The 23,227-nt window shown below is 73.3% G+C and carries 24 protein-coding genes and 1 pseudogene; 9 read left to right on the plus strand and 16 right to left on the minus strand.

Going from position 1 to position 23,227, the window contains the following annotated elements:
* Nucleotides 1-62 precede the first annotated feature (62 nt).
* A complete protein-coding gene (locus OHS33_RS04125; RefSeq protein ID WP_330328998.1) occupies nt 63-554 on the plus strand; it encodes an SRPBCC family protein in 492 nt (163 codons plus the stop codon).
* Nucleotides 555-606: 52 nt separating this feature from the next.
* Here the strand turns inward: OHS33_RS04125 and OHS33_RS04130 are convergent, their stop codons facing one another.
* On the minus strand, nt 607-1,326 hold the full coding sequence (locus tag OHS33_RS04130) for a hypothetical protein (protein WP_330328999.1): 720 nt from the start codon (nt 1,324-1,326) through the stop codon (nt 607-609).
* Between the two features lie 67 nt (nt 1,327-1,393).
* On the minus strand, nt 1,394-2,521 hold the full coding sequence (locus OHS33_RS04135) for a PLP-dependent cysteine synthase family protein (protein WP_330329000.1): 1,128 nt from the start codon (nt 2,519-2,521) through the stop codon (nt 1,394-1,396).
* A 205-nt stretch (nt 2,522-2,726) separates the two neighbouring features.
* Here OHS33_RS04135 and OHS33_RS04140 point away from each other — a divergent pair, with 205 nt between their 5' ends.
* Complete coding sequence (locus OHS33_RS04140; RefSeq protein ID WP_330329001.1) at nt 2,727-3,272, plus strand: ATP-binding protein; 546 nt, start codon at nt 2,727-2,729, stop codon at nt 3,270-3,272.
* A 30-nt stretch (nt 3,273-3,302) separates the two neighbouring features.
* Here the strand turns inward: OHS33_RS04140 and OHS33_RS04145 are convergent, their stop codons facing one another.
* Nucleotides 3,303-4,544: an ROK family protein gene (locus OHS33_RS04145; RefSeq protein ID WP_330334898.1), complete on the minus strand. Its 1,242-nt coding sequence runs from the start codon at nt 4,542-4,544 to the stop codon at nt 3,303-3,305.
* A 126-nt stretch (nt 4,545-4,670) separates the two neighbouring features.
* Nucleotides 4,671-5,357 (minus strand): alpha-ketoglutarate-dependent dioxygenase AlkB family protein, encoded by a 687-nt coding sequence (locus OHS33_RS04150; RefSeq protein WP_330329002.1) that lies wholly within the window; start codon nt 5,355-5,357, stop codon nt 4,671-4,673.
* A gap of 36 nt (nt 5,358-5,393) precedes the next feature.
* Here OHS33_RS04150 and OHS33_RS04155 point away from each other — a divergent pair, with 36 nt between their 5' ends.
* Nucleotides 5,394-6,134 (plus strand): maleylpyruvate isomerase family mycothiol-dependent enzyme, encoded by a 741-nt coding sequence (locus tag OHS33_RS04155; RefSeq protein WP_330329003.1) that lies wholly within the window; start codon nt 5,394-5,396, stop codon nt 6,132-6,134.
* A gap of 52 nt (nt 6,135-6,186) precedes the next feature.
* Here the strand turns inward: OHS33_RS04155 and OHS33_RS04160 are convergent.
* Nucleotides 6,187-6,390 (minus strand): annotated as a pseudogene (locus OHS33_RS04160) (monooxygenase family protein); the annotation flags it as partial.
* Between the two features lie 101 nt (nt 6,391-6,491).
* Here OHS33_RS04160 and OHS33_RS04165 point away from each other — a divergent pair.
* Nucleotides 6,492-7,139: a MerR family transcriptional regulator gene (locus OHS33_RS04165; RefSeq protein ID WP_330329004.1), complete on the plus strand. Its 648-nt coding sequence runs from the start codon at nt 6,492-6,494 to the stop codon at nt 7,137-7,139.
* 56 nt (nt 7,140-7,195) lie between these two features.
* On the opposite strand, the gene OHS33_RS04170 is transcribed toward OHS33_RS04165, so the two are convergent.
* Entirely contained in the window at nt 7,196-8,179 is a 984-nt protein-coding gene (locus OHS33_RS04170) for a spherulation-specific family 4 protein (protein ID WP_330329005.1), read from the minus strand.
* A gap of 163 nt (nt 8,180-8,342) precedes the next feature.
* Nucleotides 8,343-9,044 carry a TetR/AcrR family transcriptional regulator gene (locus tag OHS33_RS04175; protein WP_330329006.1) on the minus strand — a complete coding sequence of 234 codons (702 nt, stop codon included), beginning with the start codon at nt 9,042-9,044 and terminating at the stop codon, nt 8,343-8,345.
* 153 nt (nt 9,045-9,197) lie between these two features.
* On the opposite strand from OHS33_RS04175, the gene OHS33_RS04180 reads away from it, so the two are divergent.
* Nucleotides 9,198-9,692: a nitroreductase/quinone reductase family protein gene (locus OHS33_RS04180; protein ID WP_330329007.1), complete on the plus strand. Its 495-nt coding sequence runs from the start codon at nt 9,198-9,200 to the stop codon at nt 9,690-9,692.
* A gap of 38 nt (nt 9,693-9,730) precedes the next feature.
* Here the strand turns inward: OHS33_RS04180 and OHS33_RS04185 are convergent, their stop codons facing one another.
* Nucleotides 9,731-10,972 carry a geranylgeranyl reductase family protein gene (locus OHS33_RS04185; protein WP_443065412.1) on the minus strand — a complete coding sequence of 414 codons (1,242 nt, stop codon included), beginning with the start codon at nt 10,970-10,972 and terminating at the stop codon, nt 9,731-9,733.
* A gap of 332 nt (nt 10,973-11,304) precedes the next feature.
* Here OHS33_RS04185 and OHS33_RS04190 point away from each other — a divergent pair, with 332 nt between their 5' ends.
* Nucleotides 11,305-12,669 carry a dipeptidase gene (locus OHS33_RS04190; protein ID WP_330329008.1) on the plus strand — a complete coding sequence of 455 codons (1,365 nt, stop codon included), beginning with the start codon at nt 11,305-11,307 and terminating at the stop codon, nt 12,667-12,669.
* 132 nt (nt 12,670-12,801) lie between these two features.
* Nucleotides 12,802-13,497 carry an MBL fold metallo-hydrolase gene (locus OHS33_RS04195; RefSeq protein WP_330329009.1) on the plus strand — a complete coding sequence of 232 codons (696 nt, stop codon included), beginning with the start codon at nt 12,802-12,804 and terminating at the stop codon, nt 13,495-13,497.
* Nucleotides 13,498-13,549: 52 nt separating this feature from the next.
* Here the strand turns inward: OHS33_RS04195 and OHS33_RS04200 are convergent, their stop codons facing one another.
* Nucleotides 13,550-14,563, minus strand: coding sequence for an NUDIX hydrolase (locus OHS33_RS04200; protein WP_330329010.1), 1,014 nt, complete (start codon nt 14,561-14,563; stop codon nt 13,550-13,552).
* 220 nt (nt 14,564-14,783) lie between these two features.
* Between OHS33_RS04200 and OHS33_RS04205 the strand changes: the two genes are divergently transcribed.
* Nucleotides 14,784-15,776 carry a LacI family DNA-binding transcriptional regulator gene (locus OHS33_RS04205; RefSeq protein ID WP_330334900.1) on the plus strand — a complete coding sequence of 331 codons (993 nt, stop codon included), beginning with the start codon at nt 14,784-14,786 and terminating at the stop codon, nt 15,774-15,776.
* 13 nt (nt 15,777-15,789) lie between these two features.
* On the opposite strand, the gene OHS33_RS04210 is transcribed toward OHS33_RS04205, so the two are convergent.
* Nucleotides 15,790-15,993: a hypothetical protein gene (locus tag OHS33_RS04210; protein ID WP_330329011.1), complete on the minus strand. Its 204-nt coding sequence runs from the start codon at nt 15,991-15,993 to the stop codon at nt 15,790-15,792.
* 159 nt (nt 15,994-16,152) lie between these two features.
* Between OHS33_RS04210 and OHS33_RS04215 the strand changes: the two genes are divergently transcribed.
* Nucleotides 16,153-18,435, plus strand: a complete 2,283-nt coding sequence (locus tag OHS33_RS04215; protein ID WP_330329012.1) for a hypothetical protein — start codon at nt 16,153-16,155, stop codon at nt 18,433-18,435.
* Nucleotides 18,436-18,497: 62 nt separating this feature from the next.
* Here the strand turns inward: OHS33_RS04215 and OHS33_RS04220 are convergent, their stop codons facing one another.
* From OHS33_RS04220 to OHS33_RS04240, 6 genes are all read right to left on the minus strand, one after another.
* The gene (locus OHS33_RS04220; protein ID WP_330329013.1) at nt 18,498-19,790 is read right to left on the minus strand and encodes a DUF6986 family protein; all 1,293 of its coding nucleotides are present in this window, start codon (nt 19,788-19,790) and stop codon (nt 18,498-18,500) included.
* Nucleotides 19,791-19,972: 182 nt separating this feature from the next.
* Complete coding sequence (locus OHS33_RS04225) at nt 19,973-20,935, minus strand: electron transfer flavoprotein subunit alpha/FixB family protein (protein ID WP_330329014.1); 963 nt, start codon at nt 20,933-20,935, stop codon at nt 19,973-19,975.
* Nucleotides 20,936-21,005: 70 nt separating this feature from the next.
* The gene (locus OHS33_RS04230) at nt 21,006-21,791 is read right to left on the minus strand and encodes an electron transfer flavoprotein subunit beta/FixA family protein (protein WP_330329015.1); all 786 of its coding nucleotides are present in this window, start codon (nt 21,789-21,791) and stop codon (nt 21,006-21,008) included.
* Nucleotides 21,792-21,993: 202 nt separating this feature from the next.
* Nucleotides 21,994-22,545, minus strand: coding sequence for a flavin reductase family protein (locus tag OHS33_RS04235; RefSeq protein WP_330329016.1), 552 nt, complete (start codon nt 22,543-22,545; stop codon nt 21,994-21,996).
* A 65-nt stretch (nt 22,546-22,610) separates the two neighbouring features.
* Nucleotides 22,611-22,691, minus strand: a complete 81-nt coding sequence (locus tag OHS33_RS39810; protein WP_351040880.1) for a putative leader peptide — start codon at nt 22,689-22,691, stop codon at nt 22,611-22,613.
* A gap of 91 nt (nt 22,692-22,782) precedes the next feature.
* Nucleotides 22,783-23,130, minus strand: a complete 348-nt coding sequence (locus OHS33_RS04240) for a TlpA family protein disulfide reductase (protein ID WP_330329017.1) — start codon at nt 23,128-23,130, stop codon at nt 22,783-22,785.
* Nucleotides 23,131-23,227 lie beyond the last annotated feature (97 nt).

Genomic DNA, 23,227 nt, shown 5'->3' on the forward strand with positions numbered 1-23,227 from the left:
GACGATGAGACAGATATGGTGACGCGCACGAGCGTTCCCCTCACCACCTTGGGAGTTCCGTCATGGCTCGACGACTGCGCCCCGTGGGGCTGGACTTCACCGAAACCGCCCCGATACGCCTGGTGTTCACGGCCGAGGTGGCCGCCGCACCGGAGTCGGTGTACCGGGCACTGGCGGAGGACGTGACGGGCTGGCCGTCCTGGTTCAGGGCGGTGTCCCTCGCGCGGCCGACGCACGGCGGGGCGGGGCGGGAGATCAAGCTGATGGGCGGGGTGCGCTTCCAGGAGACGATCATGGCGGCGGACGCGGAGCGCCGGTACGCCTACCGGGTCGACCGGACCAACGTCCCCGGTGTGCGGGCCCTGTTGGAGGAGTGGCTGCTGACCGCGTCCGGCTCCGGCACCCGGGTCCAGTGGACCTTCGCGGCGGACGGCTCCACCCCGTTCCGGCTAGGGCTGACCGCCGCCCGGCCCGGGCTGGGGCACTCGTTCCGCACGGCGGTCCGGACCCTGGACGCCCGGCTGGCCGCGGCGGAGCGGTCCGCGGGGAAGTAAGCCCCCAGGAGGTGCGTGCGGGTGAGTGGGGGTCCGTACGCCCCGGCGGGCTTCAGGTCGTCGGGTGCCGGGCGACCAGGTCGCCGTATCCGCCCGCCTCCCACACCCGGATCCGGAAGTCCCGCAGGTTCAGGGAGGGGCCGCGGTCCTCGCCGGTGCGGCCGAAGTACACGCCCGCACACCGGGCGCAGAACCACCCCTCGGACCAGAGTCGTTCGGCGGCGGTCCGGCCCGCGGCGGTCCGCCTGCGGTGGGCGGTCTCGACGCGGAGCATGGCGCAGAACAGCGCCACGGCCGCCAGGATCGCGATCCCGGAGATCCAGGCGAGGTACGCCATGGGCAGTTCGGTCACGAACCGCCGGTCGCCGCCGTCCTGTTCGACCCACCAGCCGCCGGACTCGCGCCCGAACCAGCCGCCCGCGATCGCGCCCCACACGAACGTGCCGATCGAGACGAGGACGAGGGTGGCTCCCCAGCATCCGACGGAACCGGTGTCCGGTTCCTTCGGCGCCGGGGCGAGGGCGTTGGCCAGCGCCGAATTCGCCTCGCGGACGGACGTCCTGCGGTTGTTGTCCTCGTCGCTCCACTCGTCGCGGATGGTGGACTTGGCGGCGAGGTAGGCGGCGGGGACCGCCGTCACCTGGTCCTCGCGTCCGCACCGCGGGCAGCACAGCGTCCCGGGCGCCGCGCCGCCGTGGCCGCCATGGCCGTCGCTCGTACCCGCCGTACCGTCCGTACCCGCCATGGCTCCCCCGGGGCTCGGCGTGATCATGCGTCCGCCCAGCCTAGCCAGCGAATCCGCCACCGCCCAGAGTCCGTTCGTCCCGGTCCCGCCCCGGTCAGGCCACGGGTTCGTACCAGCTGCCCGAGGCCAGCAGGGTCTCGATGGTCTTGGTGTAGGGGGCCAGGTCGAGGCCCTGCGCGGCCACCCACTCGTCCGAGTAGTACTTGTCGAGGTAGCGGTCGCCCGGGTCGCACAGCAGGGTCACGACGCTGCCCGTGCGGCCTTCCGTCACCATCTCCGCGATGATCTTCAGGGCGCTCCACAGGCCGGTGCCGGTCGAGCCGCCCGCCTTGCGGCCGATGGCCCGTTCCAGCGCGCGGCAGGCCGCGACGCTCGCCGCGTCCGGCACCTTCATCATCCGGTCGATCGCGCCGGGCACGAAGCTCGGCTCCATGCGCGGGCGGCCGATGCCCTCGATGCGCGAGCCGCAGTCGCTGCTCGCGTCCGGGTCGTGGTGCGTCCAGCCGTCGAAGAAGCAGGAGTTCTCGGGGTCCGGGACGCAGATGCGGGTGTCGTGCTGCATGTAGTGCACGTAGCGGGCGATGGTCGCGGAGGTGCCGCCGGTGCCCGCGGTGGCCACGATCCAGGCGGGCTCGGGGTACCGCTCCAGGCGCAGCTGCTGGTAAATCGATTCTGCGATGTTGTTGTTGCCCCGCCAGTCGGTGGCGCGCTCGGCATAAGTGAACTGGTCCATGTAGTGGCCGCCGGTCTGCGCCGCCAGGACCGCCGACTCCTCGTACATCTTCATCGAGTCGTCGACGAAGTGGCATTCACCGCCGTGGAATTCGATCAGCCGGCACTTCTCCGGGCTGGTCGTGCGCGGCATCACGGCGATGAACGGGACCCCGATCAGCTTGGCGAAGTACGCCTCGGAGACGGCGGTGGAGCCGGAGGAGGCCTCGATCACCGGGCGGCCGGGCCGGATCCAGCCGTTGCACAGCGCGTAGAGGAACAGCGACCGGGCGAGGCGGTGCTTGAGCGAGCCGGTCGGGTGGGTGGACTCGTCCTTGAGGTAGAGGTCGATGCCCCACTCCTCCGGGAGCGGGAACCGCAGCAGGTGCGTGTCGGCGGAGCGGTTGGCGTCCGCCTGGACCTTGCGGACGGCTTCTTTCAGCCAGGCCCGGTAGTCGGCGTCGCTGCGGTCGATGTCGACGGTGGTGACCGTCTTACCGGTGGTGCTCATGCGCCTTGCTCCTCTGTGCGTGCTGTTTCCGTCTCCCCCCTGCTTTCGCAATGTACCCCCCTCACCTGCGCAAACAGTCACTTTGGGGTTCCATGCGAATGCCTTTTGGTTGCCTTCGGTTGCATGGCGGCGCACGGTGGGTGACTCTGGTGGGGCGTCACAGAGGGTGCAGCACCCGTAACACTCATGTCGGGGAGTCGCAGCCGTGATCAGTCATCCACGCAGGCACTGCGTCGTCGCACTGCAGGCCCTGCCACCGCGGATCGGCCAGGTCCGCCGCATCGTTTCAGCACAATTGCGCCACTGGCAGCTCGACCCGCTCATAGACCGGGCTGCGCTCGGCGTGACGGAACTGCTCAGCAACGTCCACCGCCACGCGCAGCCGGACAAGGCGTGCCGGGTCGAGATCGAGCTGCGGCTCGGCAGACTCACGGTCTCGGTCCACGACAACGACCCCAGACTGCCCGTGGCCAGGGACGCGGACCCGCTGGAGACCTGTGGGCGCGGACTCGCGCTCATAGCGGCGGTCAGCGAGTCCTGGGGCGCCCGGCCGCAGCCGGACAGCCGGGGCAAGGTGGTCTGGTTCTCGCTCCGCGCGGCGCCGGCGCCCGCCGCGCCCGCGCACCCGGTCCGGATCCGCCCCGAGCCGCCCGCCGAGCCGCTCGCGGACCCGCTCGCGCGCCCGGTGGTCCCGGTGGTCCCGGTGGCGGAACCCGCGCGGGTGGGCGCCCTCGGTCCCGTACCGGGATGAGCGCCCCGCCGGGGTGGGCCGGTGGCCGGATCAGGCCGCCGCCCCCAGGGCGCCGAGCGGATCGTCCAGGACGGGCTGCCACGCCAGCTCGGCCGCGCCGACCAGGCTGTTGTGGTCCAGGGTGCACGGCAGGATCGGTACGCCGCCGCTGCGGCCCCAGAGGCTGCGGTCCGCGACCACCGCGCGCAGCCGCTCCGGGTCCGCCTGCAGCAGCTCGCGGTGCAGCCCGCCCAGGATGATCCGGTCCGGGTTGAGGATGTTCACCAGCCCGGCCAGCCCGAGCCCGAGCCGGTCGATCAGTTCCTCCGCGGCCGCCCGTACCGAGGGGTCGGCGTACTCCGCGCGCAGCAGGTCACGGGCCTGCTGGAGCAGCGAGACCTCGGGGCCCGGGATGCGGCCCGCCGCCGTCAGGAAGGCCAGCGGGTCCGCTTCCACGTCCAGGCAGCCGCGGCTGCCGCAGTGGCAGGCCCGGCCCTCCGGGTTCACCGTGAGGTGGCCGACCTCCAGGGCCAGGCCCGAACTCCCGCTGTGCAGACGCCCGTCCAGGACCAGCGCGCCGCCGACGCCGCGGTGGCCGGTGGCCACGCAGAGCAGGTGCTGGGCGCTGCGCCCGGCGCCGTGGCGGTGCTCGGCCAGGGCGGCGAGGTTGACGTCGTTGCCGGTCAGGGCGGGGCCCTCGATCCCGGCCGCGCGGACGCACCGCGCGAAGATGGACCGTACCGGCGCACCGGCGGGCCAGGCCAGGTGCAGCGGGTTGAGCGCCGTGCCGTCCGGTTCCGCGACCGCCGAGGGCACGGCGAGGCCCGCGCCCACACACCGGCGGCCGCTCCCGGCGAGCAGCGCGGCGCCCGCTTCGACGACCGCGCCCAGCACCTGGGCCGGGTCCGCGGACACCTTCACCTTGCCGGGGGTGGTGGCCACGATGCGCCCGCCGAGGCCGACGAGCGCGGCCCGGAAACCGTCGGGGTGGACCTGGGCGGCCAGGACGACCGGGCCGTTCTCGTCCACCGACAGCCGGTGCGAGGGACGGCCCTGGGTGCCGCCCGCGCCGCCGGGGCGGGAATCGACGCGGATCAGGCCGAGTGCCTCCAGCTCGGCCGCGACGGCCCCGGCGGTGGCACGGGTCACTCCCAGCTCGGCCGTGAGGACCGCGCGGGTCGGCGCCCGCCCCGTGTGCACCAGCTCCAGCGCCGGACCGAGCGCGCCGCGGCCCCGCTCCAGCCGGGTCCGCGTGGCCGCCGTGGCCGCGTCCCCCCGCACGTCCGCAGGCATGTCCGCGGTCGCTCCCGCGGTCGCTCCCGTGGTCACGTCCGTGGTCACGTCGGCGGCCCGCCGCGGGGTCGTGTTGCCGTTCATGACAGCGATCCTCGCATGATCGGCAGGTCAAGGGCGCCGCCCTCAGCCGAGCCCGCCGACGCGCAGGGTGATGTTCAGCCGCCCGGTCAGGCCCAGGAAGGGCGGAGCCGTCCCCGGGAGGACCTTGGGCACCGAATGAAAGGCCCTTCGGGCCGGACCGCCGAAGACGAACAGGTCGCCGCTGCGCAGCTCCACGTCCCGGTACGGGCGGCCGCGCGAGGCGGTGTTGCCGAAGCGGAAGACGCAGCTGTCACCGAGGCTGAGCGAGACCACCGGCGCCGGGGAGCGTTCCTCCGCGTCGCGGTGCATGCCCATGCGGGCGTCGGCGCCGTAGAAGTTGATCAGCGCGATGTCGTACGCCGCCGGGCCGCCCGGCACCGCGGGCTCCACCGCGGCCGCGGCCACGGCCTCCCGGCCCAGCTCCGCGAGCCACCCGGGCATCGGCTTGACCGGCGCCCCGTCCCCGTCGACCACGGTGCGGGCGTAGCCGTACGGGTACCAGTGCAGCCCCAGGCAGACCTGCCGCGCGGTCATCGCGCCGCCGCCCGGGGTGTGGACCGTGCGCAGCCCGGCGGGCGGGCGGGCCCAGTCGCGGCAGGCGGCCAGCAGGGCGAGCTGGCGCTCCGGGCCGAGCCAGTCCGGCACGTGGACCGCGCCGGGCGCGATCTCGGTCCGCTCGCGCGGGAAGAGTTCCGGGGCCGGTCCGGAAGGGGGGAGTGGCCGCTCCATGTCCCCATTGTCGGTGCCCGCTGGCAGACTCGCCGCATGGAGATCATCGAGTACGTGAAGACACTTGACCTCGAAGGCCGGTTGCTGGCCGACGCGGCCGAACAGGCGGGCCCCGACGCCCTGGTGCCGTCCTGTCCCGAGTGGCGGGTGGCCGACCTGCTGCGGCACACGGGGGCGGTCCACCGGTGGGCGGCAGGATTCGTCGCGGGCGCCCTGGCCGAGCCCGGGCCCTTCCCCGAGGCTCCGGAGCTGACCGGCGCCCCGCTGCTGGCCTGGTTCCGCGAGGGGCACGCGGCTTTGGTGCGGACGCTGACCGACGCTCCGGCCGATGTGCGGTGCTGGACCTTCCTGCCGACGGACCCGCCCTCCCCGCTGGCCTTCTGGGCGCGCCGCCAGGCGCACGAGACCGCGGTGCACCGGATGGACGCGCAGGGCGCGCTCGGCGTCGCGTTCTCCCCGGTGGAGGCGGAGTTCGCGGCCGACGGGGTGGACGAGGTGCTCACCGGTTTCCACGCGCGGCCGAAGAGCCGGGTCCGCACGCCCGAGCCGCGGGTGCTGCGGCTGCGCGCCTGCGACACCGGCGGGGCCTGGACCGTACACCTGTCGGCCGATCCCGCCCGCACGGTCCGGGGCGAGGCGGGTCCGGCGGACTGCGAGGTGACGGGCACGGCGGCGTGGCTGTACACGGCACTGTGGAACCGCACCCCGCTGGACGGCGCCGGGGTGAGCGGTGACGCGTCACTGGCCCGGCTGTGGCGGGAGACGGCGGGGATCTGAGGGCGCGGGGGCCGGCGGCGCAGGGAGGGGCGTCGGCGGCCGCGGGGATCCGTCAGACACCACCTAGCCGCTCGCGGGCGGTGACGCCGCGCTGCTCGACGGGGAGCACTCCGGTGGCGGCGGCCAGCCCGTAGGGCGGCATGTCCCCGTAGATCGACTCGTACGAACCGGCCGGGACGATGTAGGTCTCGTGCCACAGCCCCACGTGCTGCCGGGAGCCGCGCTCGAACCGGTTGATCAGGGCCCAGGCCACCCGTCCCGCATTGGATAGCTCAACTATCCCCTTGGATGGGATAGTTACACTATTCAATGACGCCCACAAGCCCATTCCGGGGAAGCCCGGGGGAAGGACGGCCGATGCGCCTCGCGGACCTGAGCGAGCAGAGCCAGGTCTCGCTCGCGACCATCAAGTACTACCTGCGCGAGGGCCTGTTGGCGCCGGGGCGCCGGATCAATGCCACGCAGGCCGAGTACGACGATTCGCACCTGCGGCGGCTGCGGCTGGTGCGGGCGATGATCCAGGTCGGGCGGATGCCCGTGGCCACCGTGCGCGAGGTGCTGGCGCGGGTCGACGACGGGTCGCTCGGCCGGACCCTCCGCCTCGGCGCCGCGCTCTGGGCCCTGCCCCGGGCGGCCGAGCCCGAGCCGGACGACCCGGACGTGGCCGCGGCCCGCACGGAGGTCGACCGGATGCTCACGGGGCTCGGCTGGAGCGACACGGCGGAGATCGGCTGGCTCTCGCCCGTCTACCGGGAGCTGGTCGCCTCGGTGGCCTCGCTGAACCGCCTCGGCTACCCGCTCGACGCGGCGGACCTCACGCCGTACGCCCTCCAGATGGAACAGACGGCGATCCACGACCTCGACCGGATGGAACGGCTGGACGGCGCCATGGAACAGGTGGAGTCCGCGGTGGCGTCGGCCGTCCTGTTCGAACCGGTCCTGCTGGGCCTGCGCCGCCTGGCCCAGGAGCAGCAGGCCGCGCGCCGCTTCGGGCTGGCGGACTGAACCGGGGCGCCCTGAACCGGCGGAGACCGGACCGGCGGGCCCGGGCCGGCGGCCCGTCAGCCGAGGGTGGCCGCGTAGGTGGTCTGGGGGCGGAATTCCCAGTCCGGGGTGGCGTTCCAGGGGTTGGGCATGGCCGTGCTGGTCGCGTAGGCGTAGCCCGCGCCGCGGGTGAAGGCCGTGCTCAGGGTCGTGCGCATCGCCGCGGCGTCCGGGACGTCGTGGACCAGGTGCCAGAAGGCGGTTCCGCTCGGGTCGAGTTCGGCGCCCGCCCGGTAGCCCGTCCGCTCGCTGAAGACGTTGCCGCCGAGCCAGCCGCTGCCGCGGTAGGCGGCGTAGGTGTCCTCGAAGGTCACGAAGATGTCGGCGGTGCGGTGGCCCGGTTCGAGGTAGCAGTCGGCGATGGCCGTGCCGGGGTTGTCGACCACCAGGTCGGGGGCGGCCGGGTCGACGGCCTGCATCGCGTCCTGGACGTAGCGGTGGTAGTCGGCGTAGAGGTCGCGCGTCGCGTTCGCCGGGCCGCAGTCGCGGCTGACGACGTCGAAGAAGATGCCGTCGACATGGAGGCGGCGGTCCGCCGTCTTGAGGTAGTGGTCCACGGAGGCCTTGACCTCGGCCGGGGGCCGGTTGCCGTGGTCGGTGTGGACGTAGCCGAGCACCCTGGTCCGCTCGCCGTTGGCCGTGGTCCCGCCACGTAAGACATCGGCCCGGGCCTGCCAGGGGGCATCGAAGGGGGCGTCGCCGTTGCCGGGGTTGAGGACGACCACGGCGGCGGCCGGGCCGGTGGCGGTCAGCTCGTCCAGCATCGGATCGTCCGCCCAGACGTACGCCGGGACCGCGATGTCCAGGCCCCGCACCCCGGGTATCCGGGCCCGGACCGGCTCGCTCGGCCCGGGGGCGGGTGCGGGCCCGGACGTCGGCGGGGCCTGCCGCGACGCGGCCGCGGAGCCCGGGGCGGAGGAGGGGAGCGCCGGCGCGGGCGCGGCGAGGACGGCGACCGTCAGGACGGCGTAGAGAGCCCTCGATGCGCGAGTCGTGGCCATGATTTCTTCCTCCGGCAGGCGTCTGGGCGACTGGGCACCGACGCGAGGAAGACTAGACGCGCCGGGGGCCGGGGGTGGCGGAACCGGTTCGCTTCGTGTGAGGAACAGACAAGCGACCTGTCACCTCGTCATCTCATCTTCCCGGACGGCCGTCACATCGCCCTTACGGCGCGGGCGGCACCGGCAGCCCCACCTCGTACGCGAGCCGCCCCGCGGCGTGCTCGAAGAACAACTCCCGCTCCTCGACCACCCGGTGGAACTGGCCGAACAGCTCGAAGGAGATCAGGCCCACCAGCTGCGCCCAGGCGACGACCAGTGCGGGCGCGGCCTCGGCCGGCAGCCCGGGGGCGAAGTCCGCGGCCATCCGCTCCGCCTCGGGGCGCAGCACCGGCGCGACCGGGGGCAGGGCCAGGCCGGGCCCCTCATAGGCGGCACGGACGATCGCGATGAGGGCGTTGCCGACGCGGGAGGCGGGGACGACGGTGGATTCGGGAGCGGCGTAACCGGGGACGGGCGACCCGTAGATCAGCGCGTACTCGTGCGGGTGCGCGAGGGCCCAGGTGCGGACCGCCCGGCAGACCGCGAGCCAGCGCTCGCGGGGCGGGGCGGTGGCGGTACGGGCGTGCGCGGCCTCGGCGGCGGCGCCGAGGCTGTCGTAGGCGTCCACGATGAGCGCGGTGAGCAGGTCGTCACGGCTGGGGAAGTAGCGGTACAGGGCCGAGGAGACCATGCCCAGCTCGCGGGCGACGGCGCGCAGCGAGAGCTTGGCGGCCCCCTCGGCGGCCAGCCGGCGGCGCGCCTCGTCCTTGATGGCGGCGGTGATCTCGGTACGGGCGCGTTCCCTGGCCCCTCGCACGGTGCTCATGGGGATCAGTGTGGCACGAGGGTGGAGCACCGCCCAAGAATGAGATCGTCGATCCATTTCGAGAGCACTGCTCTTGCATTGGCGCAGCGATCCATGGACACTGATCTCAAGCGAGAGCACCGCTCTCGAAAATGAAGTCTCCCGGAGGTCACCATGAGCACGCCCGCCCCCGTGCCCGCGTCCGCGTCCGCCGCCACCCCCGCCCCGTACTACCGGAAGGGCGGCGCCTTCGGCATCCGCTTCAACGCCCTGTTCGGCAGGCTGGCCCGGCTGGGCATCAGCCTCGCCGGAACCGCCGAGATGTCCGTCCGTGGCCGGACCTCCGGCCGGATGCAGCGCATCCCGGTCAACCCCTACACCGACCACGGCGCCCAGTACCTGGTGTCCGCCCGCGGCCACTCCCAGTGGGTGCGCAACATGCGGGCCGCGGGCGGTGGCGAACTCCGCCTGGGCCGCAAGGTCCGCACCTTCACCGCGGTCGAGCTGACCGACCCCGCCGAGAAGGCCGTCGTCCTGCGCGGCTACCTCGTCAAGTGGGGCTGGGAGGTCAACCGGTTCTTCCAGGGCGTGACCGCACGGTCCTCCGAGGAGGAACTGCGCGCGGCCGCCGCGGACCACCCCGTCTTCCGCATCACGGTGTCGGACTGACGGAGTGCTGGGCCGACGGGGTTGAACCTGCTCCGGGGTTAAACCTGCTCCCGCCCCTGCCCCTGCCCGCGGTCCAGCGCGTGCAGCGCCTTCCGGGCCAGCGGGTACGTACGCACCAGGTCGGCCAGGTTCGTCGAGCCGCGGGTGATCCGGGCGAACGCCCGCCAGGCCGGCCCGAACCCGATGAGCGCGGTGTGCAGCACACCCGGCCGTGCCACGAACACGCCCAGCATCCGCTTGCCGACGCCCATCTCCACGCCGAGCCCGGCCTTGACGGCGAAGGCGTAGTTGAGGGCCTGGCGCCGCGCGTCCACCGCGTCCGGCGCCTCGGAGATCTTCACGGCCCACTCCCCCGCGAGCCGTCCGGAGCGCAGCGCGAAGGAGATGCCCTCGCGGGTCCACGGTTCCAGCAGCCCGGCCGCGTCGCCCGCGACCAGCACCCGGCCGCGCGAGAGCGGCGAATGCGGCGTGCGGCAGCGGGTCAGGTGCCCGGAGGAGACGGAGGCTTCGAAACCGGCCAGCCCCAGCCGGGCGATGAAGTCCTCCAGGTAGCGCTTGGTCGCCGCGCCCTCGCCCTTCGCCGAGATCACTCCGACGGTGAGGGTGTCGCCCTTGGGGAAGACCCAGCCGTAACTGCCGGGCAGGGGGCCCCAGTCGATCAGGACCCGGCCCTTCCAGTCCTCGGCCACGGTCGGCGGGACCGGGATCTCCGCTTCCAGGCCCAGGTCGACCTGGTCCATCTCGACCCCGACGTGGGCACCGATCCGGCTCGCGCTGCCGTCCGCGCCGATGACGGCGCGGCCCAGGACGGTCTCCCCGTCCGCCAGCACCACGGCGACCGTGCGCCGGTCGGGCACCGCCGGACCGTGCTGCTCGACGCGCGAGACGGCTGTGCCGGTGCGTACGGTCGCGCCCGCCTTCTCGGCCTCGGCGACCAGCCCGGCGTCGAACCCGGCGCGGTTGACGAGGCCGAACAGCATGGTCTTGGAGCGGCGGGTCCGGGTCAGTCTGCCGTTGAGGGAGAAGGTGACCGCGTGGATGCGGTCCTCCAGCGGCAGCACGAAGCCCGGCGGCAGCGCGTCCCGCGAGGGCCCGATGATCCCGCCGCCGCAGGTCTTGTAGCGGGGCAGTTCGGCCTTCTCCAGCAGCAGCACCCGTCGCCCGGCGGCGGCCGCGGCGTGCGCGGCCGAGGCTCCGGCCGGTCCGGCGCCGACCACGATCACGTCCCAGACGTCGTCCGGTACCTGCGCCCCGTCGGTCACCTGCGGCCCGTCGGTCACCTCCGCCACTTCGCCCGCCCCCTGCGCGTCCTGCCCTGCGTCGCCCGCGTCGCCCGCGCTGCCCGCATTGCCTGCGTCGCCCGCGCCGCCTTCATTGCCCGCGCCGTGTACGTCGTCGCTGCTCACGATGTGCTGCTGCTCCTGATCACGCGTTGGTCCCGTTGGTCCCGACGGTCCCGGGGTCCCGATGCCGGGGAAATCCTACGGCGCGAGTCCGGCTCACCCCGCTGTGGGAGGATCGGACCGTCATACGCCGTAATCCGGCGTACGCACGCATGCCCGTATCCCCGCCCGTACGCACAACAAACGTCGCACCCAAAAGGAGCGTGCCCATGTCGACCGATCCGATCGTCGAGACCGTCGCCTCGCTGATGCCCCGCGCCAAGCAGGAGCTTGCCGAGCTGGTGGCCTTCCAGTCGGTTGCGGACTGGGCGCAGTTCCCCAAGAGCGAGAGCGAGGGCGCCGCGAACTGGGTGGCCGACGCGCTGCGCGCCGAGGGCTTCCAGGACGTGGCGCTGCTCGACACCCCGGACGGCACCCAGTCGGTGTACGGCTTCCTGCCCGGTCCGGCGGACGCCCCCACCGTTCTGCTCTACGCCCACTACGACGTCCAGCCGCCGCTCGACGACGCGGCCTGGATCTCCCCCGCCTTCGAGCTGACCGAGCGCGACGGCCGCTGGTACGGGCGCGGCTCGGCCGACTGCAAGGGCGGGTTCATCATGCACCTGCTGGCGCTGCGCGCGCTCAAGGCCAACGGCGGGGTCCCCGTCAGCGTGAAGGTCATCGTCGAGGGCTCCGAGGAGCAGGGCACCGGCGGCCTCCAGCGGTACGCCGAGGCGCACCCGGAGCTGCTGACCGCCGATGCCATCGTCATCGGTGACGCGGGCAACTTCCGTCTGGGTCTGCCGACGGTGACCGCGACCCTGCGCGGGATGACCCTCATCAAGGTCAAGATCGACACCCTGGGCGGGAACCTGCACTCCGGGATGTTCGGCGGCGCCGCCCCGGACGCGCTGGCCGCGCTGATCCGGGTGCTGGACTCGCTGCGCGCCGCCGACGGTTCGACCACGGTGGACGGTCTCGCCGCGGACGCCGTGTGGGAGGGCCTGCAGTACCCGGAGGCGGACTTCCGCGCCGACGCGCGGGTACTGGACGGGGTCGAGCTGATCGGCGACGGCACGGTCGCCGACCGGCTGTGGGCCCGTCCGGCCGTGACCGTGCTGGGCATCGACTGCCCGCCGGTGGTGGGCGCCACCCCGTCGGTGCACGCCGGTGCGGGCGCGCTGATCAGCCTGCGCGTGCCGCCGGGCGTGGACGTCGCCGATGCGATCAAGCTGCTGGAGGCGCACCTGGTGGCGCACACCCCGTGGCAGGCGCGCCTCGAACTCGAAGTCGTCGGCCAGGGCCAGCCGTTCCAGGCGAAGACCGACAGCCCGGCGTACGCGTCGATGCGCGCCGCCATGCAGGTGGCGTACCCCGGCCAGGAGATGCAGATCAGCGGCATGGGCGGATCGATTCCGCTGTGCAACACGCTGACCTCGCTCTACCCCGAGGCCGAGATGCTGCTGATCGGGCTGAGCGAGCCGGAGGCGCAGATCCACGCGGTCAACGAGAGCGTGTCGCCGGAGGAGCTGGAGCGGCTCTCGGTCACCGAGGCGCTGTTCCTGGTGAACTACGCGGAGTCCAGGCGCGGCTGAGACCGTCCCGGTCTCCCGCCCGCATCCGCTCGTATCCGCTCGTATCCGCCCAGGGCGCACTGCGCTCTGGGCGGAGTCCGCTGCGGGTGAAGCGGCCCGCTCCGGGGGCGTGGTGGAGCGTACGTTCGCTCCATGGATCTCGTGGACGTCATCCCGCGGCGGCTGTACATGCTCCGCCACCCCATCGGCCAGGCCTACTTGTGGCGCGACGGTGAGGCGCTGACCCTGATCGACTCCGGCCCGGCGGGCTCCGCCGCCGGGACCGAGGAGGCGATCCGCTCCCTGGGGCTGCGCCCCGAACGCCTGGAGCGGATCGTGCTGACGCACTGTCACCGCGACCACGTCGGCGGCGCGGGTGAACTGGCCGCCCGCTGGGGCGCTTCGGTGGTGGCGCACCGCCTCGACGCACCGGTGATCCGCGGCGAGCTGCCGGTGCCGGAGCCGGTGCTCCTCGACTGGGAGGTCCCGTTGTACGAGCACGGGCTCACCGTCCCCGAGGCGCCGCCGACCCCGGTGGACCGGGAGGTGGAGGACGGCGAGGCGCTGGACTTCGGGGACGGGGCGTACGTCGTGCACGCGCCCGGGCACACCGACGGCAGCATCGGCGTCCATCTCCCGCGCCACGGCGTGCTGTTCACCGGTGACGCCGTGGCGGCGGTGGGACAGGTGATGCTCGGGGTGTTCAACGTGGACCGGGCCCGCGCCCTGGAGTCGCTGCGGCGGCTGGCCTCCCTCGCCCCGTCGGTGGCCTGCTTCGGGCACGGCGATCCGGTCACCGAGCACACCGCGGCCGCCCTGAAGGCAGCCGCGGAAGAGACCTCCGGCTGAGCTTGGGACAGTCCCCCGGAGGCGGGCCGTCAGGGGGTGACGGGTCAGGCCGTCACGGCGTGCCGACCGGGACCCCCGCCTCCAGGTTCAGGACGGTCGCCCGCTCCCGCGCCCGCAGCGCCCAGCGCAGCCGTTCGAAACGGTTCTTCGGGAGCAGCCCGGCCGCCTCCGCCTCGGTGACGAACCGCCAGGCCCGCAGCTCGGGACCCGGCAGCCGGACCCGCGCCGCCGCCTCCGGGGACAGCCGGCCCCCGTCGAAGATCAGCCGCAGCCCGCCGTAGGCCGGGGAGCAGGGCGGTTCCCAGTCGATGACCAGTAGCCCGGGCGGGTGGTCGAGTACGACGCCCAGTTCCTCGGCGACCTCCCGCACCCCCGCCCGGGCGGGCGCCTCCCCGGCCTCGACCACTCCGCCGGGGAACTCCCAGCCGGGCTTGTACGTCGGATCCACCAGGAGCACCCGGTCGTGCTCGTCGAAGAGCAGCACCCCGGCGGCGACGGTCTCGGCGGTGGGTTCCGGTGTCTGCACGATGTCGCAGAGCGCGACCTCGTCGGAGCGCAGCGCCTCGGCGATGCGGCGCGCGGTCTCCCGGGGCGTCAGGGCGCCGTTGTCGACGACGTGCGCGTCGGCGGTGAGCCAGCCGAGCGCCTGGCGGTAGGGCGCGAGGTGCGCGTACGCCCACTCCCGGGCTTCGCCGCGGGCGGCGATCCGCTGACGCAGGATCGTTTCCTCAGGGGCCAGCAGCACGTGCCGGACCGCGATCCGACGGGCGGCGAGCGCGCCGAAGATCTCGTCGCGGTACTCCTGGCGCAGCAGAGTCATGGGCACCACGAGCACCCCGCCCACCTCGGCCAGCAGCGCGGCGGCCGTGTCCACGACCAGGCGCCGCCAGCTCGGCAGGTCCTGGTAGTCGGACACCTCGTCGAGCCGCTCGCGCGGCAGCAGGAGCCGGAGGGCGTCACCGACGGTCTCGGGGTCGTACAGGGTGGCGTCCGGCAGCAGCCCGGTCAGTTCACGGGCCGTGCTGGTCTTCCCGGCCCCGAAAGTGCCGTTGATCCAGACAATCACGATTACCCCTCTTCCCGAGACACCCTCGGCTCGTCCGAACCCCCAGTGGCTTGCCCGCACCAGCCCGTCGCGGAAACCCGGTAATCGGCCGAGGTGCTTATCCTCAAGGTCAGCGCGTCGTGCCAGGGCGCGCGACCGCCGTGCCCGCCACCACCGGAGGTTCCCCGCCGTGCCGCACTCCCGCCCTTCGCCCGAGCCCCGCTACGGCCGGCGGCCGACGATGAAGGACGTGGCGACCCGGGCGGGGGTCGGTCTGAAGACCGTGTCCCGGGTCGTCAACGACGAGCCCGGGGTCACCCCCGACACCGAGAAGCGGGTCCACGACGCCATCGAGGAGCTGGGGTTCCGGCGCAACGACAGTGCGCGGGTGCTCCGCAAGGGGCGTACGGCGACGGTCGGGCTGGTCCTGGAGGATCTCGCCGACCCGTTCTACGGGCCGCTGAACCGGGCGGTGGAGGAGGTCGCACGGGCCAACGGCGCCCTGCTCATCAACGGTTCCAGCGCCGAGGACCCGGACCGGGAGCGGGAGTTGGCGCTCGCCCTGTGCGCGCGCCGGGTGGACGGGCTGATCGTCATCCCGGCCGGGGACGACCACCGCTATCTGGAGCCGGAGATCCGGGCCGGGGTGGCGACGGTGTTCGTGGACCGCCCGGCGGGCCGGATCGACGCGGACGTGGTGCTCTCGGACAGCTTCGGCGGCGCCCGCGACGGAGTGGCCCACCTGATCGCGCACGGCCACCGCCGGATCGGTTTCATCGGCGACCACCCCCGCATCCACACGGCCACGGAGCGGCTGCGCGGCTACCGGGCGGCCATGGCGGCGGCCGGGCTCGCGGTGGACGGGGCCTGGGAGTCCCTCGGCTCGACCACCCCGGAGCGGGTCACCGCGGCGGCCACGGCCATGCTCGCGGGCCCGGACCCGGTCACCGCCGTCTTCGCGGGCAACAACCGGGTGACGGTGACGCTGGTACGGGTCCTGGCCTCGGCCGCCGCCGCGGGAGCGCGCCCGGTGGCGCTGGTGGGCTTCGACGACTTCGAACTCGCGGACCTGATCCGCCCCGCCGTCACCGTGGTCGCCCAGGACGCGGCGGCCCTGGGCCGGGTCGCGACCGAACGCCTCTTCCAGCGCCTGGCCGGTGCGGACCTGCCGCCGGCCCGGATCGAACTCCCGACCCGCCTGATCGCCCGCGGCTCGGGCGAGATCCGTCCCTGACGCCCCGTGAGCCTCACCGGATGAGGCCGCGCAGGACCGGCACCGCGCCGCCCGCGGCGGTGAGCCCCGCCAGGACGGCCAGCGCCGTGTGAGTGCCGCCGAGGTGGGTCAGTACGCCCACCGCGCAGCCGATCAGTGCGGCGGTCACGAGGACGAAAGCGGTGTGCAGGGTCAGGAAGGGTTCGGGGAGCGACGGGTCCGTCGGCGAGTTCGTCATGGTCCGATGTCAGCAGCCCGCGCGTCCCCAAAGCGTCGGTACCGAACGAAGCCGGACGACTTCGGATCGACCCCGAACCCCCGCGAACGGCGCGGGTGTTCCGTTCTGTTCGGCGAAGTCCGGGACCGGACGGCCGGAGCCGTTCTAGCCTGGTGCGCGATGGATCCACAGAGCACGTTCGACGAGGAACTCCAGACCTTCGCCGCCCGGTTGCGCGCCCTGCGCCTCGAACGCGGGAAGCGCTCCTACCGGGAACTCGCGGCCCGTGCCGCGCGCTCCGGCACCGCCATCCGGCTGCCGGTGGCGACCCAGAGCGACGCCTTCCGCGGCAAGCGGATGCTGGGCTTCGACACACTGATGGGGCTCGTACGGATCCTGTACTCCTACGACGAGTACGGCCAGGAGATCGCGGTACCGCCGCACTCCGCCCCGGAGTTGGAGCGGTGGCGCCGCGACTGGCGCGCCCTGGCCGCACGGCAGCCGACGGCCCCGGGCAGGCCGAAGACCGCGCCCCGTCCCATGTCCGGGCCCGCGCCCCATCCCGTGCATGAGCCCTCCCCGGACTCCGAGGGACGCGAAGCACCCTCCCCCGAAGCCTTGTTCACCCCGGTCCGTCGCTTGGCCGAACACCCCGACACCACCTGGAGCGTGGCCTTCTCCGCGGACGGCAGCCTGATCGCCACCACCTGCGAGGACGACCGGGTACGGCTCTGGAACACCGCTACGGGGAAGGAGTCCGGCGAGCCGCTCCCCGGGACCTTCCCCGTCGTGTTCACCCCGGAGGGCCGGATCCTGGTGGTGGACGCCGGGGACCGCTCGGCGGTCCGGCCCTACGACGTCGCGACCCTGCGCCAGGACGGGCCCGCCCTGACCCGAGGAGTCCCGCCGATCCGTGCGATGGTCCACCAACCCGACTCGGGCGGAGTGGTCCTGCTCGGCTTCGGCGGGGGCGTACTGCTCTGGAACCCGGCGATCGGCGACCACAGCATCCCGTTCCAACCCGGCCCCGATGGGCCGCGCGCGCTCACCCGCACCGTCGACGGACGTCTCCTCGCCGCCGGGCCCGGCGGCGGGGTGTGGGATCTGTTCCAGGAGCGACCCAGGGTCGAGGAGCCCCTTGTCCCGCCCGTGGAGGGGGCGGGGGTGATGGCCCTCTCGCCTGACGGCCGGATGGTCGCCTTCGGCCGCCCCGACGGCAGCGCGGGCCTGCTGGGCACACGGCCCGGCGCCCCGGTCCGCCCCCTCACCGGTCACCGGGACTCGGTCAACGCGCTGGCCTTCTCGCCCGACAGCCGACTGCTCGCCAGTACCTCCGCCGACGGAACGGTCCGGCTCTGGGACGCCCGTACCGGCCTCCCGGCCGCCCCGCCGCTCACCGAGCACTCCGGCGCCGTCAACGGGGTGACCTTCTCGCCCGACGGGCGGTTGCTCGCCACCGCTTCGGACGACCGGACGGTGGTCCTGTACGAACGGGTGGCCACCGCCCCGGCGTCCACGCTCGCCGCCCGCGCGCTGACCACTGCGCTGCGTGCCCGACGTCCGGCCCAGTTGCCGATCGTGGATGCCGGAGCGGCCATCGTCCGGGCGGCCTTCGCGCCCTCCGGCCAGATCCTGGCCACAACCACGAGCGAGCGGTCCGTGCTCCTGTGGGATCCGGTCTCCGGGCATGCCCTCGGTTCCCCGCTCACCGACCCGCCCACCCTGCCCTGGGCCTTGGCCTTCTCACCGGACGGCTCGCTCCTGGCCACCGCGTCCGCCGACCGGTCGCTGTGCCTGCGCGATCCGCACTGGCCGGTGTCGCACCGGACCGTCGGGACGGGGCATACCGCCGCGGTGAAGAAGATCGCGTTCTCGCCGGACGGGCAGATGATGGCGACCGCCAGCGCCGACGCCACCATCCGGCTGTGGGACCCGGCCACCGGACGCCCCTTCGGCACCCCGCTGACCGGGCACACGAACGAAGTCGTCGGGCTGGCCTTCTCACCCGACGGCTCGCATCTGGCCAGTGCGGGCGTGGACGGACAGATCCTGCTGTGGAGCCCACACCGGCGGACCCTCGTGCCCCGTCTCCTCGACATCGGCTCGGGCACAGCCTGGTCCGTGGCTTTCTCGCCCGACGGCACCCGGCTCGCCGCGGCCCTGGCGGACGGCAGTGTGCGGCTCTGGGAACCGCTGACAGGTGAACCCCTCGACGTCAGCACCACCGCCCACACCGGCGCCGCCTACGACGTGGCCTTCTCACCAGACGGGGAGGTGCTGGCCTCGGCCGGGGAGGACGGCGCGGTCCTGCTGTGGGACCTAGCCACCGGCGCCTGCGTCGGCTACGCCCTCCCCGGCCACGCCGCCGCCGTCAACGGCCTCGCCTTCTCCCCCGACAGCAGTCTGCTGGCCACGGCCGGGCGCGACGGCACCCTGCGGCGCTGGATCGTCGGGGACGGGTGAAACGGCCGCGGGGCCCGGCCGGAGTGGATCCGGCCGGGCCCCGCGGGTCGTGGCGTCGTGGCTCAGGCGTGCAGGGTCGCCGAGCGGCGCGGGATCGCGAAGGCGTCCAGCTCGGCGCGGGTCAGGCCGGTCAGGGCGGTGACCTCCTCGGCGCCGACCGCGCCGCAGTCCAGGCCGCGGACCAGGTAGCCGGCCAGGGCCTTGGCGGTGGCGGGCTCGTCCATCACGTCGCCCTCGATCTTGGCGACGTAGGCCTTCAGACGCGCGGCGGCGGCTTCCAGGCCCTCGCGGTAGAAGGTGAAGACGGCCGCGTAGCGGGTCGGCAGGTGCGCCGGGTGCATGTCCCAGCCCTGGTAGTAGGCGCGGGCCAGGGCGCGGCGGGTGAGGCCGTAGTGCAGCTTCCACGCCTCGTGCACGTGCTCGGTGGTGCCGATCGGCAGCACGTTGGTCGAGCCGTCCGAGACGCGTACGCCGGTGCCCGCGGCCGCGACCTGCATGATCGCCTTGGCGTGGTCGGCGGCCGGGTGGTCGCTGGACTGGTAGGCGGCGGAGACGCCGACGCAGGCGCTGTAGTCGAAGGTGCCGTAGTGCAGGCCGGTGGCGCGGCCCTTCGAGGCCTCGATCATCCGGGCCACGGTGGCGGTGCCGTCGGAGGCGAGGATGGACTGGCTGGTCTCGATCTGGATCTCGAAGCCGATCCGGCCCGGGCGCAGGCCGCGGGCGGTCTCGAAGGCTTCGAGCAGCTTGACGAAGGCGCTGACCTGCTCGGCGTAGGTCACCTTGGGGAGGGTGAGGACGAGCCCGTCGGGCAGGCCGCCGTGCTCCAGCAGGCCCGAGAGGAAGATGTCGGTGGTGCGGATGCCGCGGTCGCGGACGTTGGACTCCATGCACTTCATGCGGATGCCCATGTAGGGCGCGTTGGTGCCGTTGGAGAAGGCTTCCGAGACGAGGCGGGCGGCGCGGGCCGCGGCCTGGTCCTCCTCCTCGTCGGAGCGGACGCCGAAGCCGTCCTCGAAGTCGACGCGGAGGTCCTCGATGGGCTCGCTGAGGAGCTTGGCGCGCACGCGGTCGTAGACCGGCAGGGCCAGTTCGTCGCTGATGCCGAGTACCTTGGCGAAGGTGGCCGCGTCCGGGGCGTGCTCGTCGAGCGCGGCGAGGGCCTGGTCGCCCCAGGAGCGGATGGTGTCCGCGGCGAAGACGTCACCGGGGACGTAGACCGTGTGGATGGGCTGGCGGGTGCCGGGGTCGCCCGGGTAGTGGCGCGCGAGTTCCGCGTCCACCGGCGCGAGGGAGGCGCTGATGCCCTCGCTGACCGCGCCTGCGAGGCTTGTCGCCACCTTCTCCTGCTGACCCATCGTGCACTCTCCTCTTTTCCGCTACACGGAAGCATTGATCCGCATAGCAGAATTTAGTCAGCACATTCCGCTCCGTCAATGGTTGCCGGAAACAGCACGGGGCCGCGTGGCGAGAGTCACCACGCGGCCCCGGGGCACAACGTCTACGCAGGTCAGGTCCGGTCGGAGACCGGGACCCGGGTTCAGCCCTTGCGGGCCTGGATCTCTTCGGTCAGCTGCGGGACGACGGCGAAGAGGTCGCCGACCACGCCGTAGTCGACCAGGTCGAAGATCGGGGCCTCGGAGTCCTTGTTGATGGCCACGATGGTCTTCGAGGTCTGCATGCCGGCGCGGTGCTGGATCGCGCCGGAGATGCCCGAGGCGATGTACAGCTGCGGGGAGACCGACTTGCCGGTCTGGCCGACCTGGTTGGAGTGCGGGTACCAGCCGGCGTCCACGGCGGCGCGGGAGGCACCGACGGCCGCACCGAGCGAGTCGGCGAGCGCCTCGATGATGTGGAAGTTCTCGGCGCCGTTGACGCCGCGGCCGCCGGAGACCACGATCGCGGCCTCGGTCAGCTCCGGGCGGCCGGTCGACTCGCGCGGGGTGCGGGAGACGACCTTGGTGCCGGTGGCCAGCGCACCGAAGGTGACGGCGAGCGCCTCGACGGCGCCCGCGGCCGGGGCGGCCTCGACCGGAGCCGAGTTCGGCTTGACGGTGATGACCGGAGTGCCCTTGGAGACACGGGACTTGGTGGTGAAGGACGCGGCGAAAGCGGCCTGCGTCGCGACCGGACCCTCGTCACCCGCCTCCAGGTCGACGGCGTCCGTGATGATGCCGGAGCCGATGCGGACGGCCAGGCGGGCCGCGATCTCCTTGCCCTCGGCGGAGGAGGGGACGAGCACGGCCACCGGGGAAACGGCGTCGTAAGCAGCCTGGAGCGCGTCCACCTTCGGTACGACGAGGTACTCGGTGAACTCGGGGGCGTCGGCGGTGAGGACCTTGACCGCACCGTGCTCGGCGAGCACGGCGGCGGTGTCGGCGGCGCCGGCGCCCAGGGCGACGGCGACGGGCTCGCCGATGCGGCGGGCCAGCGTCAGCAGTTCGAGGGTGGGCTTGCGGACGGCGCCGTCCACGTGGTCGACGTAGACGAGGACTTCAGCCATGGGGTTAGCTCCTGCGAAAGCGAAGTAGTCAGGGGAGGTGGGGCGTGACCGTGAGGTGCGGCCGAAGCTCTTAGATGAACTTCTGCTCCGCGAGGAAGCCGGCCAGCTGCTTGCCGCCCTCGCCCTCGTCCTTGACGATCGTGCCGGCGGTGCGGGCCGGGCGCTGCGCCGCGGAGTCGACCGTGGTCCAGGAGCCCTCCAGGCCGACCTCGTCCGCCTCGATCTCCAGGTCGGACAGGTCCCAGGCCTCGACCGGCTTCTTCTTGGCGGCCATGATGCCCTTGAAGGACGGGTAGCGGGCCTCGCCCGACTGGTCCGTCACGGACACGAGGGCCGGCAGGGAGGCTTCGAGCTGCTCGCTCGCGGTGTCGCCGTCGCGGCGGCCCGTCACGGTGCCGTCCTCGACCTTGACCTCCGAGAGCAGGGTGACCTGCGGGACGCCCAGGCGCTCGGCCAGGATCGCCGGGAGGACGGCCATGGTGCCGTCGGTGGAGGCCATGCCCGTGATGACCAGGTCGTAACCGGCCTTCTCGATGGCCTTGGCGAGCACCAGCGAGGTGCCCATCACGTCGGTGCCGTGCAGATCGTCGTCCTCGACGTGGATCGCCTTGTCAGCGCCCATGGACAGCGCCTTGCGCAGCGCGTCCTTGGCGTCCTCGGGGCCCACCGTCAGGACGGTGATCTCCGCGTCGTCGGCCTCGTCGGCGATCTGCAGCGCCTGCTCGACGGCGTACTCGTCGAGCTCCGACAGCAGCCCGTCGACGTCGTCGCGGTCGACGGTCAGGTCATCGGCGAAGTGCCGGTCGCCGGTGGCGTCGGGCACGTACTTCACACAGACAACGATCCTCAAGCTCACGCCGGCTCTCCTACTGCATCGTCTTTTCTGGTGCTGCCTTGATGCAGGCAGCATAGGCGCCTTGTCGGGCCGATCCCGGTCGGGGCGGCCCGCGCTCCGATGGGAATGTTACTCGTCAGTACACCCTGGGTTTCCCCCGGTTGCAAGGCCGGTGAACTGTGACCTTGCCAACGCCGGACGAAGGCGTCCCAGCAGGGACGATTCAGTCCCGCAACGCGTTGAAGCGTCCCTGGTGGTAGAGCAGGGGGCGGCCTTCCCCGGCGGGGTCCCCGGCAACCGCCTCCGCGATGATCACCCGGTGCGCGCCCGCCGGTACGCGGGCCACGATCCGGCAGACCAGCCACGCCAGGACGCCGTCCAGCAGCGGCACCCCGTGCGGTCCCGCGGCCCAGTCGGTGGCCGGACCGAAACGGTCGGCCCCGGTCCGGGAGAACAGTCCGGCGAGCTCCCGCTGGTGCTCGCCGAGTATGTGGACCCCGACGTGCTCGGAGTCGCGTATCGCGGGCCAGCTGGAGGACCCGGTGCCGATCGTGAAGGAGAGCAGCGGAGGGTCGGCGGAGACGGAGTTGAGCGAGGTGGCGGTGAATCCCGCCGGGCGGCCGCCGCTCACGGAGGTGATCACCGCGACTCCGGCGGCGTGCTGCCGGAAGACGGAGCGCAGCAGGTCGGGCGAGCCGGGCAGGACGGGGCCGGGGGCCGCCTTGGCGGCGTCCGTGGTGGTGTCCGTGGCGGTGGTGGCGGTCAGCGCCGTCATCGGTATGTCTCTTCCTTCTGCAGCGTCGTCTGCCCCGGCCGGGTCGCCGGAGGGGGTTGGGGTGATCAGTGGCCCCGACAGCGCGCGCTCGCGTACCGGACCAGGTCGACGTGGACCCGTCCGTAAAGCAGGAGTTCGTACCGCATGCCGCCAGACTGGCGATCTCCGGCGCGCGCAGTCAAGCGGCAGCGGCCAGATGTCGGGCGCGTCACGCTCCGTGGGGGCGCGCGCACCGGTTCACACCGCCGCGCCGAGCGCCGCGATCACGTCCGCCTTGCGCGGCATCCCGGCGGCCCGCCGCACGATCCGGCCCGTCGCGTCCAGGACGAGCACGGTCGGGGTCTTCTCGACGGCCAGCTCGCGGACCAGCGCGAGGTGGTCCTCGGCGTCGATCTCGATGTGCGCGACGCCCTCGACCATGGCCGCGACCTCGGCGAGGATGCGGCGGGTGGCCCGGCAGGGCTGGCAGAACGCGCTGGAGAACTGGACCAGGGTGGCCCGCTCCCCCGGTTCGGCGCCCAGCTCGGCGCGCCCCAGCCGCCGCTCGCCGGACCGCGGCACCGGCCCTTCGCCCTGCTCCCGCACGTGCACTCCCGTCTGCGCGATCGTCGGTCGTTCATCGGTCGATCGTCGGCCCGTTCGCCGACCCGATCGTCGGCTCGACCGACTGCGTGATCATCCG

Origin of the sequence: Streptomyces sp. NBC_00536 (genome assembly GCF_036346295.1) — a bacterium.
GTDB lineage: Bacteria > Actinomycetota > Actinomycetes > Streptomycetales > Streptomycetaceae > Streptomyces.

Excerpts from the sequence above, each read along its gene's own strand:
- OHS33_RS04125 (WP_330328998.1), top strand. The coding sequence starts at position 63 with ATGGCTCGACGACTGCGCCCCGTGGGGCTGGACTTCACCGAAACCGCC.
- OHS33_RS04130 (WP_330328999.1), bottom strand. The coding sequence starts at position 1,326 with ATGATCACGCCGAGCCCCGGGGGAGCCATGGCGGGTACGGACGGTACG.
- OHS33_RS04135 (WP_330329000.1), bottom strand. The coding sequence starts at position 2,521 with ATGAGCACCACCGGTAAGACGGTCACCACCGTCGACATCGACCGCAGC.
- OHS33_RS04145 (WP_330334898.1), bottom strand. The coding sequence starts at position 4,544 with ATGCCTGCGGACGTGCGGGGGGACGCGGCCACGGCGGCCACGCGGACC.
- OHS33_RS04150 (WP_330329002.1), bottom strand. The coding sequence starts at position 5,357 with ATGGAGCGGCCACTCCCCCCTTCCGGACCGGCCCCGGAACTCTTCCCG.
- OHS33_RS04155 (WP_330329003.1), top strand. The coding sequence starts at position 5,394 with ATGGAGATCATCGAGTACGTGAAGACACTTGACCTCGAAGGCCGGTTG.
- OHS33_RS04165 (WP_330329004.1), top strand. The coding sequence starts at position 6,492 with ATGCGCCTCGCGGACCTGAGCGAGCAGAGCCAGGTCTCGCTCGCGACC.
- OHS33_RS04170 (WP_330329005.1), bottom strand. The coding sequence starts at position 8,179 with ATGGCCACGACTCGCGCATCGAGGGCTCTCTACGCCGTCCTGACGGTC.
- OHS33_RS04175 (WP_330329006.1), bottom strand. The coding sequence starts at position 9,044 with ATGAGCACCGTGCGAGGGGCCAGGGAACGCGCCCGTACCGAGATCACC.
- OHS33_RS04180 (WP_330329007.1), top strand. The coding sequence starts at position 9,198 with ATGAGCACGCCCGCCCCCGTGCCCGCGTCCGCGTCCGCCGCCACCCCC.
- OHS33_RS04190 (WP_330329008.1), top strand. The coding sequence starts at position 11,305 with ATGTCGACCGATCCGATCGTCGAGACCGTCGCCTCGCTGATGCCCCGC.
- OHS33_RS04195 (WP_330329009.1), top strand. The coding sequence starts at position 12,802 with ATGGATCTCGTGGACGTCATCCCGCGGCGGCTGTACATGCTCCGCCAC.
- OHS33_RS04205 (WP_330334900.1), top strand. The coding sequence starts at position 14,784 with ATGAAGGACGTGGCGACCCGGGCGGGGGTCGGTCTGAAGACCGTGTCC.
- OHS33_RS04210 (WP_330329011.1), bottom strand. The coding sequence starts at position 15,993 with ATGACGAACTCGCCGACGGACCCGTCGCTCCCCGAACCCTTCCTGACC.
- OHS33_RS04215 (WP_330329012.1), top strand. The coding sequence starts at position 16,153 with ATGGATCCACAGAGCACGTTCGACGAGGAACTCCAGACCTTCGCCGCC.
- OHS33_RS04220 (WP_330329013.1), bottom strand. The coding sequence starts at position 19,790 with ATGGGTCAGCAGGAGAAGGTGGCGACAAGCCTCGCAGGCGCGGTCAGC.
- OHS33_RS04225 (WP_330329014.1), bottom strand. The coding sequence starts at position 20,935 with ATGGCTGAAGTCCTCGTCTACGTCGACCACGTGGACGGCGCCGTCCGC.
- OHS33_RS04235 (WP_330329016.1), bottom strand. The coding sequence starts at position 22,545 with ATGACGGCGCTGACCGCCACCACCGCCACGGACACCACCACGGACGCC.
- OHS33_RS39810 (WP_351040880.1), bottom strand. The coding sequence starts at position 22,691 with ATGCGGTACGAACTCCTGCTTTACGGACGGGTCCACGTCGACCTGGTC.